This is a genomic window from Streptomyces sp. NPDC046308 (assembly GCF_055588065.1).
This window is the reverse complement of the sequence record NZ_JBVJFB010000001.1, coordinates 1337033-1351663: the sequence shown is the minus strand read 5'-3', so window position 1 is coordinate 1351663 and position 14631 is coordinate 1337033. Positions and strand designations below refer to the sequence as shown.

Here is a 14631-nt window from a genome sequence, read left to right as displayed (position 1 = left end):
GCTCAAAAAGGGTTGGCATGACCTCGGAGGTAATCGACCCCCTCCGGGCCGCCCGGCACAGTGGGGCCATCGGATTCCGGGGCCGCGCACTCGGCCCCGGAAACCGTTCCCCACTTGACCGTTCCACCTCTATGGAGGGTGATTCCCCATGTCCGCGACCCTGCTCGGCAGCATCGCCCGTACCGGCGTCCCGCAGGTCATGCTGCGACGCTTCCTCGCCCTCGACTCCGTCGTCACCACCGGCAACGGGCTCGCGTACGTCGCCTTCTCCGCCCCGCTCGCACGGCTGCTCGGCGTCGGGCAGGGGCTGTTGCTCGGACTCGGCGTGCTGCTCGTGGCGTACGGGGCCGCCGTCGGCCTGCTCGCCTCGCGCGGCCGGCCCCCGGCGCTCGCCGTGAAGGCCGTCATCGAGACCAACTACGCCTGGGCGGCCCTGAGTCTCGTCTCCCTGGCCGTCTGGTTCACGCCCACCGTCGCCGGGACCGTGTGGATTGCGGTGCAGGGCCTCACCGTCGCCGGCTTCGCCCTGCTCCAGCAGCTCGCCCTGCGCTCAGTCCACGAGTGAGCGCAGGTACTTCGCCGTCGCCGGGTCGGCCGGGAGCATGGTCTCGATGGCCAGCTCGGCGACGGTCACGTCCATCGGCGTGTTGAAGGTCGCGATCGACGACACGAAGGACAGCAGGTGGCCGTCGTGCTCGATGACGAGCGGCAGCGCGATGTAGGGGACGGGCTCGGCCGGTTCCCCGTCCCCCGGGCGCTCCGCGGCCGGCGTCAAGGGGTACGCGGACACCTCCTCGTACAGCGCGCCCAGCGGCTCGGAGCGGGCCAGCGCGATCTGCCGTTCCATCTGGGCCAGGAGGTGTCCGCGCCACTCCCTGAGGTTGCGGATCCGGGGCGCCAGCCCCTCGGGGTGCAGGGTGATCCGCATGGCGTTGAGCGGCGGGGCCAGCAGGTGCTCGGGCAGCCCGTCCAGCAGCATCAGGATGCCCCGGTTGGCGGCGACGACGTGGTAGGTGGCGTCGACGACCAGCGCCGGGTAGGGCTCGTACCCGGTCAGCAGCTGCTGGATGCCCTCGCGCAGCGTCTCCATCGACGGGTCGTCCAGCGCGGTCTGCGCGTAGCGCGGGGCGTAACCCGCCGCCAGCAGCAGGGCGTTGCGCTCCCGGACCGGCACGTCGAGGCGGTCGGCGAGCCTGAGCACCATCTCCTCGCTCGGCCGGGACCGGCCGGTCTCGATGAAGCTGATGTGCCGCGACGAGGAGTCGGCGCGGCCCGCCAGCTCCAGCTGGCTGATACCGCGCCGCTCCCGCCACGCGCGGAGCAGGGCGCCGACCGTCGGAGCGGCCGCGGGCGTCGTGGTGGTCATGCCGACGACGGTAGCCGAGCCGAGCCGAGCCCCGGGGGGACCTGCCCGTCAGCCCAGGTCGAAGAGGTTGCGCAGGCCGAGGCGGTGGCGCCACAGGTCGTGGCGCCTGGCGGACTCCATCTCCGGCGCCCGGTACAGCGGCCGCACCGCGCACCGCCCGGCCGGCGAACCGTCCCGGTCCAGGAGGCAGTTGACGGCCGCGCGGGCCGAGGCGTTCGCGCCCTCCATCGTCGCCAGGTCGATGTCCACCGCGACGTAGTCCCCGCTGAGGAAGAAGTTCGGGACGCGGGTCCCCGCGCTCGGCCGGTTGTGGAAGGTGCCCACCGGGTGGATCAGCAGCTCGTCCTGGTTGGTGGGGTGCGGGGTGCCGAGCCCGTCCACCCCCGGGTCCAGGAACCAGGAGTGCAGCTTCGAGTCGCTCAGCGGCGTCCTCCCGGTGTCGTTGAGGGAGGCCTTCAGCTGCGCCCACACCTCGCGGGCCACCTCCTCGCGGGTGCACTGCTTGGCCGTCTTCCCGTACAGGATCCCCGGCTTGTCCCACTCGGAGATGTCCACGGAGAGGCAGTCGACCGCCGTGCCGTCCCCGTAGTCGGCCGGGAAGTTCCGCGCGGGCCAGTGCTCGGCCTGCTGGATCGCCGTCAACGACCAGGGCGAGTCGATGCAGTTGAGGTGCCCGTGCACCAGCGGTGCCCGCTCGGTCAGGTAGAACTGGATGCCGGTCATCCAGTCGGTCTCCAGCCTGTCGCAGCGTCCCAGCATCGGATCGGCCGCCCGCAGCCCGGCACTCCAGGTGCGGCGGGCGTGCTCGACGGGCAGCGCGCTCACGTAGTGGTCGGCCGTGACCGTCTGCCGAGCGCCGTCCGGGCCCTCGACGGACACCCCGCTGACCCGGCCGTTCCCGTACTGCACCTCCCGTACGGTCCACCCGATCCTGAACTCCACGCCGAGCGAGCGCAGATGGGCCTCCCACGGGTCGATCCAGGCCTCGTTGGTCGGCAGGTTGAGGATCCGGTCGGGCGGGCCGTCCGCCCCGCGCCCCAGCAGGTTGAAGACGAAGGCCTCGCCGAGGGTGCCGACCGTACGGGTGGAGGCCTCCTCGGCCTTGGTCGCGACGATGTTGCGGGTGATGCCGACGGCGAGGATGCGCTGGTACTCGGACGACATCTGCGCGGCCCGCACGAAGTCCCACCACGGGGTCCGCTCCCAGACCTCGCTCCGCCGTTCGTCGCAGCTGGTGAGGAAGACGAGCACGCGGTCGACGAAGTACGCCGTCTCGTGGAGGGGGAGCCGCACCAGTGTCTGCAGGATGCCGGTGAGGGCCCGGCGGACCTCTTCGGGCGTCAGCTCGGCGGGGGAGTGCTCGGGCCAGGGGATCGGCGCGCGCAGGTCCTCGCGGCCGGCCGCCCGGGCGAACATCATCTCGCGCGGTGCGACGAGGTTGTCCCACACGCCGTTCGCGTTCCCGGGGAAGGGGATGCGCCGCATGGTGTCGGGCAGGTTGTGGTAGATGCCGGGGATGAAGCGGAAGCCGTGCTCGGCGGGCAGCGGCCGGCGGCCCCCGCGGGCGCTGCCGGGCACGTCCATGCTGCGCGCCTTGCCGCCGAGCGCCCGGCGCTCGTACACGGTGACGGCGTAGCCGCGCTCGGCGAGTTCGTGCGCCGCCGTCAGACCGGCCACCCCGCCGCCCAGGACGGCGACGCGCCGGCCGTCCGGCCCCGCCGGGGCTCCCGGGGGCGCGGCGGCCGCGGCCGGGGCGGTCGCGATCCCGGTCGACAGCGCACCGGCGCCGGCGACGGCGCCCGCGCCCGCCCCCGCGATGAACGTACGCCTGGAACTCCCTGTGCTGGTCATGGCGAATGCCCCCTGGTTACCGCTGGTAACAGTCATGTCCGGCGCAGGAGCATATGGGGGGCCGCCACGGGCGCGGAAGGCGCAGAAGCACCCGAGCGCACTATGGCGCGAAAGGGTTGCCCCGGCGTGCACTGTGGGAACCTTGACTACACGTCACGGGGAAAAGGAGCCGGTGCATGCCGAGTGAGCCGCTGTCACAGAAGGAGATCGAGGACCGGTTGCGGGAACTGCCCGGCTGGGCCTTCGAGGACGACCGGATCATCCGCACCTACCGGCTGGGCGGGCACTTCGCCGCGAGCGCCCTCGTCGCCCACATCGCCTCGGTCCAGGAGGAGTTGAACCACCACTCGGACCTGACCCTCGGCTACAACACCGTACGGCTCGCCGTGAACAGCCACGACGCGGGCGGGGTCGTCACCGAGACCGACTTCGCGCTCGCCGAACGCGTCGAAGCCCTCGCCCCCGCCCACGGCGCGAGCTGATGACCACGCACATACGGACCGCGAGACCCCTGCTGGACTACGACGCCGAGGCCGCGGCCTACGACACGAGCCGCGGCGGCGCCCCACGGGCCGAGGCCGCGGCCGCCGCGGTCCTGCGGCTGCTCCCGGCCGACGCGGAAACCCTCCTCGACCTCGGCTGCGGCACGGGCATCGTCACCCGTCGGCTGACCCGCCCCGGACTGCGCGTCCTGGGCGCGGACGCCTCCCACGCCATGGCCTCCATGGCCCTGCGGCGGGGCGTCCCCGTGGCCCTCGCCGACGCGGCCCGGCTGCCGGTGCGGTCGGGCTCGGTGGACGCGGTGAGCGCGGTGTGGCTCCTGCACCTGCTGCGGCAGCCGGGACTGGTGCCCGCGGTGATCGCCGAGGTCGGCCGGGTCCTGCGGCCCGGCGGGGTCTTCGTCACCACCGTGGACAAGGACTCCGCGCACGACGTGGGCAGCGACATCGACGCCGTGTTCGCCGCGCACCTGTCCCCGACCCCCGCCGACGCCTCCGGGGACGTCGAGGCCTACGCCGCCCGGGCGGGCCTGCTCCCGGCCGGCGAGGCCCTCTTCACCGGCCACGGTCAGGGCCGCAGCCCGCGCGCCTCCGCCGAGGCCCTGCTCGCGGGCCGGTACGCCTCCCGCATCGCCCCGCGCGGCATCACCGCGCAGGAGCTGGCGGCCCGGCTGGAGCTGCTGCCCGACCAGGACGTCCCGCGCGCGGAGCCGACGTACCGGGTACGCGGCTTCTTACGCGTCTGAGGGGCGCGGGGGGGGGGGGGGGGGGGTTTCCCCCCCCCCCCCCCCCCCCCCCCCCCCCCCGCCGCGCGCCACCGGCTCCGGGCGCCACACCGGCTCCGGGCGCCGCGCGCTACACCCGCTCCAGGCGCCACCACTGGGCCGGCGAGTCGGTGTCCTCGCCCTGCCGAACCCGGCCCGCCCCGTCCGTCTCCAGCGGCAGGCCGCTGATGCAGGCGATCAGGGATACCACCCCGGGATCGTCGAGGTGCTCCTCGACGATCCACTCCTGCGCGCCGAACGCGTTGGCCCGCCACACCTGCACGCGGGCGCCGCTGTCCGTCGACGCGTTCGCGACGTCCAGGCGCCGCTCGTTGTCTTCGCTCACCACGTGGAAGATCCCGCCGCCGTCGTGCACCGGAGCGATCCGCCACCGGCGGGCGGCCTCGGGCGCGGGCGGCCCGTCCGGGCCGACCCGCACCCGGGAGGCGCCCTCCAGCTGGAGCACCAGCCCGCTGTCCACGTTGCGGATCCGGTAGAGCCCTTCGGGAAGATTCACCCCGTCGTCGCCCTCAGATGTCGAATTCGGCCGGGTCCGGCCCGATCCGGCGGCCCGCCGCGCCCGCGCCCAGGGCGTCCAGCGCGGCCACGTCGGCGGCCTCCAGCTCGAAACCGAAGACGTCCAGGTTCTCCCGGATGCGCGCGGGGGTCACCGACTTCGGGATCACGATGTTCCCGTGCTGCAGGTGCCAGCGCAGCACCACCTGGGCGGCGCTGCGCCCGTACTTGTCGGCGAGCGCGGTGACCGCCGGAAGGGTGAGCAGCTCCTTGCCCTGGCCGAGCGGGGACCAGGCCTCGGTGGCGATGCCGCGCGCGGCGTGCACGGCGCGCAGCTCGGCCTGCGGGAAGAGGGGGTGCAGCTCGACCTGGTTCACGGCCGGCACCAGCGCGCTCTCGGCGGCGAGCCGTTCAAGGTCCTCGGGGCGGAAGTTCGACACGCCGACCGCCTTGGCGCGGCCGCTCGCCGCGATCTCCTCGAAGGTCTTCCAGATGGAGACGAAGTCGTCGCGCATCGGGCGCGGCCAGTGGATCAGGTACAGGTCGACGAAGTCCAGGCCCAGCTTGCCGAGCGAGTCGTCGAAGGCGCGCAGCACCTCGTCCCGGCCCCACCGCTGCTTGCGGCCGTTCCACAGCTTGGTGGTGACGAACAGCTCCTCGCGCGGCAGCCCGGACGCGGCGACGGCCTTGCCGGTGCCCTTCTCGTTGCCGTAGACGGCGGCCGTGTCGATGCTGCGGTAACCGGCCTCCAGCGCGGTCCCGACGGCGTGCTCCGCGTCCTCGTCGGGCACCTGCCAGACGCCGAAGCCGAGTTGGGGCATGAGGGAGCCGTTGTTGAGCTGAAGGGTGGGGACCTGCTGGTTCACGTTTGGTCGTTCCTCGGGTCGGCGGCGGTACGGCGTCGTACGAGGGGCGACAACCGGCCCCTCGTACGACCTATTCCCGCCATCCGCGGAGCGCTCACGAGGCCGCCCGGACGGCCCTCACGCGGCGCCCAGATACGCCTCCCGGACCAGCGGGTCCGCCCGCACCTCGGCCGCCGTCCCCTCGGCCAGCACCGTCCCGAGGTCCAGTACGACCACCCGCGCGCAGAGGTCCATCACGAAGGCCACGTCGTGCTCGACCAGCAGCACCGCGCAGCCCTCCTCGGCCGCGAGCCGCCGTACGACCCCGGCCAGCTGCTCGCGCTCGGACGCCGACATCCCGGACGCCGGCTCGTCCAGCAGCAGCACCCGCGGCGGATCGGCCACCGCCCGGGCCAGTTCGACCATCCGGGCCTGCCCGACGGGCAGCCTGCCGGCGTACGAGGCCCCGAGCGCGCCGATCCCGCAGTCGGCCAGCACCCGCTCGCCGCGGACCCGGCGTGCCCGCTCCCGGGCCCGCCGGGCCGGGAGGGCCAGGAGATCGGCGGCCGGCCCGCCCCCGCCGCCCCGCCACTCCTGCGCCACCAGGACGTTGTCGGCCACGCTGAGCTGCCCGAACAACTGCCGGCGCTGGAAGGTACGGCGCATCCCGTGCCGGGCCCGCCAGACGGGGGAGCGCCGGGTGATGTCCACCCCGTCCAGCAGCATCCGCCCCTGGTCGGGCCGGCGGATCCCGGACAGGACGTCGAAGAGCGTGGTCTTCCCGGCCCCGTTCGGCCCGATCAGCCCGCACACCTCGCCCGCCCGGATCCCGAGGTCCACCCCGGTCAGCGCCTTGACCCCGCCGAAGCGGACGCTGACCCCACTGGCCTCCAGCACGTAGCCGCTCACGACCCCACCCCGCTCGTCCCGATCCCGCTCGTCCCCAATCCCAGGTAGGCCTCGGTGAGCCGGTCCGCCTCCACCTCGGCCCGGGGACCGCACCAGGAGACCCGGCCCTGGGAGAGGTAGGCCACGGTGTCGGCGATCCCGAGGATCCCGGCGGCCTTCTCCTCCACCAGGAGCAGCGCCGTCCCGGCGTCGCGCAACTCGGTGAGCAGCGCGTACACCTCGTCCGCCACGCGCGGGGCGAGCCCGAGCGAGGGCTCGTCGGCGATCAGCACCTCGGGCGGCCGCTGGAGCAGCGGCGCCAGGGCCAGCAGCTGCTGCTCCCCGCCGGACAGTGCCCCGGCGGGGACGGCGCGGCGCTCCGCGAGCCGGGGGAAGCGCGCGTACACGGCGGCCCGGGCCGCCGCCTCCGTGAGGTACAGGGCCAGGTTCTCCTCGACGGTGAGCGCGGGGAAGATCCCCCGGCCCTCGGGGGCGAGCAGCACCCCGGCCCGCGACCGCCGCACGGGGCCGTCCCGGGTGGCGTCCCGCCCGCGTACGAACACCGCGCCGCCCGTGACCGGCAGCTGCCCGGCGGCCACCCGGCACGCGGTGCTCTTCCCGGCCCCGTTGGGCCCGAGCACGGCGAGGATCTCCCCCTTGCGGACGCTGAGATCCACCCCGTGCAACACGATCCCCCCGTCGTACCCGGCGAAGACGCCCCGCAGTTCCAGAGCCGGCCCTGCGGGGCTTTCCCCCACCCCGCCCTTCGCCCGTTCCCCGGGGCTCCGCCCCGGACCCCGCTCCTCAAACGCCGGAGGGGCTGAAAGTTCGGCCTCGCCGGCGTTCGAGGCGGAGCCCCGGGAAGCGGCGGCCCGCCGCTTCGCCAGCCGTACCGGCACGGCCGCGCAGTACCCGTCGGGATCGTTGGCCAGGGCCAACCCCGCCAAGCCGAAGAGGATCACCGGGAGGTGGGCCGACGCCGTCACATGATCCGCCAGCACCCGCGGGGCAACGGCGAACACCAGCCCCGCCACCACCGCGTACTGCGGCCGCCGTACCCCCGCCGCCACCACGACCGCCAGCCACACCAGCCCCGTCAGGGCCGTGAAGTCGGTCGCCGTGACGCGGGTGTTGTAGGAGGCGTACAGCACGCCCCCGAACCCGGCCAGCCCCGCCGACAGCGTGAACAGCAGCAGCTTCGTCCGCAGCACGGACACCCCCGAGGCCGCGGCCGCCGCCGGGGCGGACCGTACGGCCAGCATCGCCCGCCCCGACGGGGAGTTCCGCAGCGCGCTCAGCCCCGCGGCGACCACCGCGACCAGCACCACCAGGGCCACTCCCAGCGCCCGGTCGTCGGACAGGTCCACCGGCCCGAACACCGGCCGCGGGACCGACCACCCGGAGTCGCCGTTCCGCAGCCACCTCAGCTGGAAGAGGACCTGGTCGGCGAGGAACGCCAGCGCCAGCGTGGCCAGCGCCAGGGACCTGCCCCCGAGCCGCAGCGCCGGCAGTGCGACCAGCGCCCCCAGCAGGGCCGCCACGCACGTGCCCACCGCCAGCGCGGCCACGAACGGCCAGCCGCGGCTCATGAGCAGCCCGGCGACGAGCGCGGCCCCGGTCACGAAGGTGCCCTGGGCCAGGGACACCATCGCCCCCAGCCCGGTCACCACGGTGAAGGACATGAACACCAGCGCGATGGCCAGCCCCTGCGCGAGCAGCCCGCTCCAGAAGGGTGTGGTCACGGTGTAGAACGCCAGGCACAGCAGGGCGCCGCCCGCTGCCCACACCCCCCACCGGCGCCCCCACGAGGCCCCCGCCAGATGGTCGACGGGCGGCGCGTCCGCGGCCGCGACCCCCGCGGTCCGGGCCCTGCGGGTGAGCGCCAGCAGACCGCCGAACAGGATCAGGAAGGGCACCGCCGTACGGAAGCCCGTGATGCCCTCGGCGAAGGACGCGTACCCGGCCACCAGGTTCTGCAGCACCCCCAGCCCCAGCCCGCCCGCGAAGGCGAGCGGCACGGACGCGAACCGTCCGATGACCGCCGCCGTCGCCGACACGAACAGGAACAGCGTGAAGTCGTGCGCCGACAGCCCCAGCAGCGGCGTCGCCAGCACCCCCGCCAGCCCGGCCAGCCCCGACGCGATCATCCACGCCGCCGACGACAGCCGGTCGGCGCTGATCCCGCGCAGTTCGGTCAGTGAACGGTTGTCGACGGCGGCCCGCAGCCGCAGGCCGAGGCGCGTGTGCCGCATCAGCACCCACAGGGCCACCGCCACCAGGGCCGTCACCACCCAGGTGATCAGCTGGTCGGAGTCGATGCCGACGCCCTCCGCGAGCTGCCAGGACCGGGCGGGGCTCGGTCCCACCCCCGGCAGCCCGAACTGGTTCTCCGCCGGCTTCACCGGCGCTCCCGCGCCCGCCAGCAGGTCGACCGCCCACAGCCCGGCGGCCGGCAGCGCCACCAGCAGACCGATGGTCGCCACGATCTGGGCCGTCTCACCGACCCGCGCGAGCCGCCGGAACATCAGCCGGTCCAGCCCCCAGCCGAGCCCGGGCGCCAGGACGAACACCACCAGCAGCGCCGCCGGGACCGCCGGCCAGCCCAGCCCGGAGTGCAGCTCGTAGAAGGTGAGCGCGCACAGGTAGGCGGTGGCCCCGTGCGCGAAGTTGAACAGTCCGGACGCCGAGTACGACAGCACCAGCCCGGTGGCGAGCAGTGCGTACAGGGCGCCGGAGACCAGACCGCTCAGTACGAAGACGAGCAGATCTCCCATGCCGCAGCCCTACTTGAAGGGGATGGGCTCGTGGCACTTGAACGGGACGGAGACCTCGTACGCGCCGTTCTTCAGCTGTACGAGCGCCCCGCAGCCGAAGCTGTTCTTCTGTCCCTTGGGCTCCGCCCGGTCGCCGACGAGGGTGCCGGTGTCGGAGAAGCCCTGCGCCGCGCTCTGGAAGGACTCGACGGTCAGGTCCTTGCCCGCCTTCCGCGCGATGGACAGGAACAGGTCGGCCGACATGTACCCGGTGAGCATGTGCATGCTCAGCGGCACATCCCGGCCGCCCGCGGCTGCCTTGATGTCCGCCTTGAACTGCGCCATCTGCGGGTCCGTCGACTCGAACGGCTGGAACTGCAGCAGGACGTGCACCCCGTCCAGTGCCTGCTTCGTGGCGTCCTTGGCGAGCAGGCCCGGGTCGTAGTCGGTCGGGTCGGACAGGAGCCCCTTGTACCCGCTGCGCTTGAGCGCGGTGAACAGCCCGATGTTGTTGGGGGTCTGCATCACGGAGACCACGGCGTCCGGGGCCTTGCCGCCGTTGCTCTCCAGGAGCTCCTTCACGTACGCGGACCAGTCGCTCGGGACGGCGGTGGCCGGTACGGAGGCCTTGGCGTAGGAGACGGTGAACCCGGCGCTGGTGAAGCCCTGCTGGAAGGTCCGGATGCCGAACTTCCCGGCGTCGCTGTCGTTGGCGATGACGGCGACCGACTTGCCCTGTGCCCCGCCGAGGATCGTGGCGATGCCCTCGGGCCAGGTCTGGTTCAGGGTGCCGCCGGGGGTGGGGACCAGGCAGCCGTTGAACCCGTAGATGTACTTGGACCCGCAGAAGGAGGGCAGGGTGCCCCAGCCGAAGGTGGGGACCTTCTCCTGTTCCAGGAAGTCGGCTCCGGAGAAGGTCACCGAGCTCATGGGGGAGACGGCGAAGACCTCGTCCTGCTGGACGAGCTTGCGGGCGGCCGCCAGGTTCTTCGCCGGGTCCTGGCCGTCGTCCTCCGCGCCCAGGTAGTCGATCTTGCGGCCGTTGACGCCTCCCTCGGCGTTGGCCCGCATGTAGCGGGCCTTGGCGCCGAGGTCGGTGTCCTTCTTGCTGTAGCCGCTGGCGCTGGTCATCGACACGATGCCGCCGACCTTGATCGAGTCGGCGGTGACCCCGCGGGAGTTGCCGGGGCCGTCGCCGGGCCCGCCCGGGCCGGTGCCGTTCGTGGAGGCGGAGTTGCAGGCGGAGACGAGCGCGAGGGCCGCCGCCGCGGCGGCCAGGGTGCGGATCGGTCGCAACATGTCGGGGGATCCCCTCCGGTCGGAATCCCCGCATTCTGTGCGTGAGCTGACGCACCGTCAATATTTGTGGCACAGAGAAATGACGGGTCGTCAGTTCCCCTGTGGGGCCGGTGGAAGGACGGTCGGGGAGGGGTCGGACCTGCGGCGACCGCGACGAAAGGGCGATCGTGGCCCACGGGTGCCGGCGAGGGCTCCGCCCCGGTCCCCGGCCCTGGCGGGCGGGCCCGCCTTCGGCGCGGCGAACCAGGTCATATCCGTCTAAAGTGGATCGGAAAGGTAAAAAGCATGTCCGGCGGCTCGTGGCACCCCCGCATGCCGTCCGGCTGTCCCTGGAGGCGTGATGACCGTACCCTCCGACGCGGCGCCGCGGCACGCGCAGAGCGACCCCGAGGACGTCCTCGGGCAGCTCGGGAACTCGTGGCACTGGGCCCTCGGCTTCGCCCTCGCGACCCTGATTCCGGGCATCCTGGTGCTCGTCTGGCCCGACGAGACGCTGCACATCCTGGCCGTGATCATCGGGCTGCAGCTGCTGGTGGCGGGCGGCTTCCGCTTCGTCTCGGCCTTCTCCCACAGCGGTGACGGGGGCGGCAGCAGACTGGCCGGCGTCCTGATCGCCCTGCTGGCGTTCCTGGCCGGCGTCCTGGTGCTGCGGCATCCGATGCAGACGATCGGCGCGCTGACCCTGATCGTCGGGGTGTTCTGGCTCATGACCGGAGTGCTCACGGCCTACGTCGCCATCGCCGACCGCGCACTGGTGCACCGGGGCCTGACCTTCGCCCTCGGCGCCCTCGGCGTCGTGGCCGGCATCGTCGTGCTCTGCTTCCCGGTGGACTCCGCGGTCGCCCTGACGCGGCTGCTGGGCCTGTGGCTCGTCCTGCTCGGCGTGTTCGAAGTGGTCATGGCCTTCGCGCTGCGCTCGGCCACCCGCCGGGTCACGCCCAGGCCGACGCCCCCTCCGGGGTGACGCCGGGCGTCCCGCTCACGACGAGTAGAGCGCCGCGACCTCCTTGGCGTACGCCTTCTCGATCGCCCGGCGCTTCAGCTTCAGCGAGGGCGTCAGCAGCCCCCGCTCCTCCGTGAACTGCTCGCCCAGCACCCGGAACGTGCGGATCGCCTCCGCCTGCGACACCAGCGTGTTGGCGGCCACCACCGCCCGGCGGACCTCCGCCGCCAGCTCGGGGTCGTTCACCAGGTCGGCGGCCGGCAGCTGCGGCCGGCCGCGCATCGACAGCCAGTGCGCGATCCCGTCCATGTCCAGGGTGAGCAGGGCCGCTATGTACGGCCGGTCGTTGCCCACCAGCACGCACTGCGACACCAGCGGATGCGAGCGGACCCGCTCCTCCAGCGCGGCCGGCGCGACGCTCTTGCCGTTGGAGGTCACCAGGATGTCCTTCTTGCGGCCGGTGATCGTGAGGTAGCCGTCCTCGTCCAGCCGCCCCAGGTCCCCGGTCGCCAGCCAGCCGCCGCGCAGCACCGCCTCCGTGGCGCGCGGGTCGTTGAGGTACCCGGCGAATATGTGGCTGCCCTGGAGCCACACCTCCCCGTCGTCCGCGATGTGCACCGCGCTGCCCGGGATCGGCCGGCCCACCGTGCCGTACTTCGTCGCGCCCGGCGGGTTCGCGGTGGCCGCCGCGCACGACTCGGTCAGCCCGTATCCCTCGTACACCGTGATCCCCGCGCCGTCGAAGAACAGCCCGAGGCGGCGCGACATCGCCGACCCGCCGGACATGGCGTGCCGCACCCGGCCGCCCATCGCCTCGCGGACCTTCCCGTAGACGAGCTTCTCGAAGAGCTGGTGCTCCATCCGCAGCCCGGCCGAGGGCCCCGGCCCGATGCCGAACGCCTTCCGCTCGCGCGCCTGCGCGTACCGCACGGCCGTCTCCACCGCCCGGTCGAAGGGGCCCGAACGCCCCTCCGCCTCCGCCTTGCGGCGCGCGGCGGCGAAGACCTTCTCGAAGACGTACGGGACCCCGAGCACGAAGGTCGGCCGGAAGGCGGCCAGGTCGGGCAGCAGCTCGGCCGCCGCCAGCACGGGCTGGTGGCCGAGTTTGACCCGCGCCCGGACGGCGGCCACCTCCACCATCCGCCCGAAGACGTGCGCCAGCGGCAGGAAGAGCAGGGTCGACGGCTGCTCGCCCTGCCTGCCCTGGAACACCGACTCCCAGCGGGTCACCAGGGTGTCCGCCTCGTACATGAAGTTGGCGTGCGTCAGCACGCACCCCTTGGGGCGGCCGGTGGTGCCGGAGGTGTAGATGACGGTCGCCGTCGCGTCGGGCGTCACGGCGCGGCGATGGCGGTGCACGACGTCCTCGGCGACCCGGCTGCCGTCCGCGACGAGGTCCTGCACCGCCCCGGCGTCGAGCTGCCACAGCCGTTGCAGGTGGGGGAGCCGGTCGATGACCGAGCCCACGGTCATGGCCTGGTCCTCGTCCTCGACCACGCAGGCCGTGCAGTCGGTGTCGTACAGGATCCAGTGCACCTGATCGGCGGAGGACGTCGGATAGACGGGGACGGGCTGGGCGCCGATCGCCCACAGGGCGAAGTCGAAGAGGGTCCACTCGTACCGGGTACGGGACATGACGGCGACCCGGTCCCCGAAGCGCACGCCCTGGGCCAGCAGTCCCTTGGCGAGCGCCAGCACCTCGGCGGCCAGCTCCCCGGAGGTGACGTCCCGCCAGACACCGTCGGTCTTGCGGCCGAGCACCACCCGGTCCGGATCCTCGTGGGCGTGCCGGAAGACGACGTCGGCCAGGCCGCCGACGGGCGCGCCCGTGACGACCGGTGGGACGGTGATCTCGCGCAAAACCCCGCTCCTCTCCGCGCGCCGCGGTGAACGTACCTCACGGTCAAGGGGCGTTGATCAGCAATCGGATACCTCCACAAGACCTCCCCAGTGACCCTCCGTCCCATGCCTCTGACGTGCGACGTTCCGAGGGTCCCGGCGGCGCGGGCGGGTCAGCCGGAGCGGCTGAGCCGGTCCGCGCCGCGGAGCACGGCCGCCGCCAGCGCCTCGGCCGCGGCGGAGGCGCGCGGCCCGCGGAGCAGCGCGAACTCCACCGGCCCCAGCTCAGGCAGCCCGCCGATCCGCACCAGGCCCGGCGGGATCAGCCCTCGGGTGTGCGCCATCACGCCCAGCCCGGCCCGGGCCGCCGCGACCAGACCGCTCAGGCTGCCGCTCGTACACGCGATGCGCCAGGCCCGGCCCTCGCGTTCCAGCACGTCCAGCGCCCGGGCCCGGGTGATGCCCGGCGGCGGGAAGACGATCAGCGGAACGGGCCGCTCCGGGTCAACCCGCAGCCCCTCCGCGCCGATCCACACCATCCGGTCCCGCCACACCAGACGGCCCCGCTCGTCACCCGGGCCCCGCCGCTTCGCCAGCACCAGATCGAGCCGGCCCGCGTCCAGCCGCTCGTGCAGCGTCCCCGAGAGCTCCACCGACAGCTCCAGATCCACCTCGGGGTGCTCGTGCCGGAAGCCCTCCAGGATCTCCGGAAGCCGCGTCAGCACGAAGTCCTCCGAGGCCCCGAACCGCAGCCGCCCGCGCAGCCGCGTCCCCGTGAAGAAGGCCGCCGCCCGCTCGTGCGCCTCCAGGATCGTCCGCGCGAAGCCGAGCAGCGCCTCGCCGTCCTCCGTCAGCTCCACGCTGTGCGTGTCCCGGACGAACAGGGGCCGTCCCGTCGCCTCCTCCAGCCGCCGCACGTGCTGACTGACCGTGGACTGCCGCACGCCGAGCCGCCCCGCCGCCTGCGTGAAGCTGAGCGTCTGGGCCACCGTGAGGAACGTACGCAACTGGACCGGGTCGTACACACCGTTGATGCTAGGCCGTTCCCACGGTCGCCGGTCGGCGTC

At 73.5% G+C, this 14631-nt stretch carries 13 protein-coding genes and 1 pseudogene; 4 read left to right on the top strand and 10 right to left on the bottom strand.

Features of this window, described 5'->3' with window-relative positions; translation table 11 throughout:
* The first annotated feature begins 148 nt into the window (after positions 1–148).
* A complete protein-coding gene (locus ACZ6JT_RS05935; protein ID WP_469207572.1) occupies positions 149–565 on the top strand; it encodes a hypothetical protein in 417 nt (138 codons plus the stop codon).
* Here the strand turns inward: ACZ6JT_RS05935 and ACZ6JT_RS05930 are convergent.
* Together ACZ6JT_RS05930 and ACZ6JT_RS05925 are read right to left on the bottom strand one after the other, a co-directional pair.
* Positions 551–1366 carry a helix-turn-helix domain-containing protein gene (locus ACZ6JT_RS05930; RefSeq protein ID WP_469207570.1) on the bottom strand — a complete coding sequence of 272 codons (816 nt, stop codon included), beginning with the start codon at positions 1364–1366 and terminating at the stop codon, positions 551–553. The two genes, ACZ6JT_RS05935 and ACZ6JT_RS05930, sit on opposite strands and share 15 nt — an antisense overlap.
* 48 nt (positions 1367–1414) lie before the next feature.
* Positions 1415–3217 carry a hydroxysqualene dehydroxylase gene (locus ACZ6JT_RS05925; RefSeq protein WP_469207568.1) on the bottom strand — a complete coding sequence of 601 codons (1803 nt, stop codon included), beginning with the start codon at positions 3215–3217 and terminating at the stop codon, positions 1415–1417.
* A gap of 176 nt (positions 3218–3393) precedes the next feature.
* Here ACZ6JT_RS05925 and ACZ6JT_RS05920 point away from each other — a divergent pair, with 176 nt between their 5' ends.
* Together ACZ6JT_RS05920 and ACZ6JT_RS05915 are read left to right on the top strand one after the other, a co-directional pair.
* Entirely contained in the window at positions 3394–3699 is a 306-nt protein-coding gene (locus ACZ6JT_RS05920) for a 4a-hydroxytetrahydrobiopterin dehydratase (protein ID WP_030720662.1), read from the top strand.
* Positions 3699–4463, top strand: coding sequence for a class I SAM-dependent methyltransferase (locus ACZ6JT_RS05915; protein ID WP_469207565.1), 765 nt, complete (start codon positions 3699–3701; stop codon positions 4461–4463). The genes ACZ6JT_RS05920 and ACZ6JT_RS05915 overlap by 1 nt, the downstream gene beginning before the upstream one ends.
* Positions 4464–4572: 109 nt before the next feature.
* Here ACZ6JT_RS05915 and ACZ6JT_RS05910 read toward each other — a convergent pair whose 3' ends face one another.
* The 6 genes and pseudogenes from ACZ6JT_RS05910 to ACZ6JT_RS05885 form a co-directional block, all read right to left on the bottom strand.
* Positions 4573–4998 carry an RICIN domain-containing protein gene (locus ACZ6JT_RS05910; protein WP_030720657.1) on the bottom strand — a complete coding sequence of 142 codons (426 nt, stop codon included), beginning with the start codon at positions 4996–4998 and terminating at the stop codon, positions 4573–4575.
* A 13-nt stretch (positions 4999–5011) separates the two neighbouring features.
* Entirely contained in the window at positions 5012–5818 is an 807-nt protein-coding gene (locus ACZ6JT_RS05905; protein WP_469208226.1) for an aldo/keto reductase, read from the bottom strand.
* A gap of 162 nt (positions 5819–5980) precedes the next feature.
* Positions 5981–6097, bottom strand: coding sequence for an ABC transporter ATP-binding protein C-terminal domain-containing protein (locus ACZ6JT_RS05900; RefSeq protein WP_469208224.1), 117 nt, complete (start codon positions 6095–6097; stop codon positions 5981–5983).
* 120 nt (positions 6098–6217) lie between these two features.
* Positions 6218–6739: pseudogene (locus ACZ6JT_RS05895) on the bottom strand (ATP-binding cassette domain-containing protein); the annotation flags it as partial.
* Positions 6740–6747: 8 nt separating this feature from the next.
* Positions 6748–9504: an ABC transporter permease subunit gene (locus ACZ6JT_RS05890; protein WP_469207562.1), complete on the bottom strand. Its 2757-nt coding sequence runs from the start codon at positions 9502–9504 to the stop codon at positions 6748–6750.
* 9 nt (positions 9505–9513) lie between these two features.
* Positions 9514–10782 (bottom strand): ABC transporter substrate-binding protein, encoded by a 1269-nt coding sequence (locus tag ACZ6JT_RS05885; protein ID WP_469207560.1) that lies wholly within the window; start codon positions 10780–10782, stop codon positions 9514–9516.
* Between the two features lie 340 nt (positions 10783–11122).
* Here ACZ6JT_RS05885 and ACZ6JT_RS05880 point away from each other — a divergent pair, with 340 nt between their 5' ends.
* Positions 11123–11746 carry an HdeD family acid-resistance protein gene (locus ACZ6JT_RS05880; RefSeq protein WP_469207559.1) on the top strand — a complete coding sequence of 208 codons (624 nt, stop codon included), beginning with the start codon at positions 11123–11125 and terminating at the stop codon, positions 11744–11746.
* Positions 11747–11761: 15 nt separating this feature from the next.
* Here the strand turns inward: ACZ6JT_RS05880 and ACZ6JT_RS05875 are convergent, their stop codons facing one another.
* Together ACZ6JT_RS05875 and ACZ6JT_RS05870 are read right to left on the bottom strand one after the other, a co-directional pair.
* The gene (locus tag ACZ6JT_RS05875; protein WP_469207556.1) at positions 11762–13585 is read right to left on the bottom strand and encodes an AMP-dependent synthetase/ligase; all 1824 of its coding nucleotides are present in this window, start codon (positions 13583–13585) and stop codon (positions 11762–11764) included.
* 152 nt (positions 13586–13737) lie between these two features.
* Positions 13738–14589 carry a LysR substrate-binding domain-containing protein gene (locus tag ACZ6JT_RS05870; protein WP_469207555.1) on the bottom strand — a complete coding sequence of 284 codons (852 nt, stop codon included), beginning with the start codon at positions 14587–14589 and terminating at the stop codon, positions 13738–13740.
* Between the last annotated feature and the right edge of the window lie 42 nt (positions 14590–14631).

What these genes read in the sequence shown, in the direction of transcription:
- ACZ6JT_RS05920 (WP_030720662.1), top strand. Translation starts at nt 3,394, where the DNA reads ATGCCGAGTGAGCCGCTGTCACAGAAGGAGATCGAGGACCGGTTGCGG.
- ACZ6JT_RS05900 (WP_469208224.1), bottom strand. Translation starts at nt 6,097, where the DNA reads ATGGACCTCTGCGCGCGGGTGGTCGTACTGGACCTCGGGACGGTGCTG.
- ACZ6JT_RS05935 (WP_469207572.1), top strand. Translation starts at nt 149, where the DNA reads ATGTCCGCGACCCTGCTCGGCAGCATCGCCCGTACCGGCGTCCCGCAG.
- ACZ6JT_RS05905 (WP_469208226.1), bottom strand. Translation starts at nt 5,818, where the DNA reads ATGCCCCAACTCGGCTTCGGCGTCTGGCAGGTGCCCGACGAGGACGCG.
- ACZ6JT_RS05890 (WP_469207562.1), bottom strand. Translation starts at nt 9,504, where the DNA reads ATGGGAGATCTGCTCGTCTTCGTACTGAGCGGTCTGGTCTCCGGCGCC.
- ACZ6JT_RS05925 (WP_469207568.1), bottom strand. Translation starts at nt 3,217, where the DNA reads ATGACCAGCACAGGGAGTTCCAGGCGTACGTTCATCGCGGGGGCGGGC.
- ACZ6JT_RS05915 (WP_469207565.1), top strand. Translation starts at nt 3,699, where the DNA reads ATGACCACGCACATACGGACCGCGAGACCCCTGCTGGACTACGACGCC.
- ACZ6JT_RS05880 (WP_469207559.1), top strand. Translation starts at nt 11,123, where the DNA reads ATGACCGTACCCTCCGACGCGGCGCCGCGGCACGCGCAGAGCGACCCC.
- ACZ6JT_RS05930 (WP_469207570.1), bottom strand. Translation starts at nt 1,366, where the DNA reads ATGACCACCACGACGCCCGCGGCCGCTCCGACGGTCGGCGCCCTGCTC.
- ACZ6JT_RS05885 (WP_469207560.1), bottom strand. Translation starts at nt 10,782, where the DNA reads ATGTTGCGACCGATCCGCACCCTGGCCGCCGCGGCGGCGGCCCTCGCG.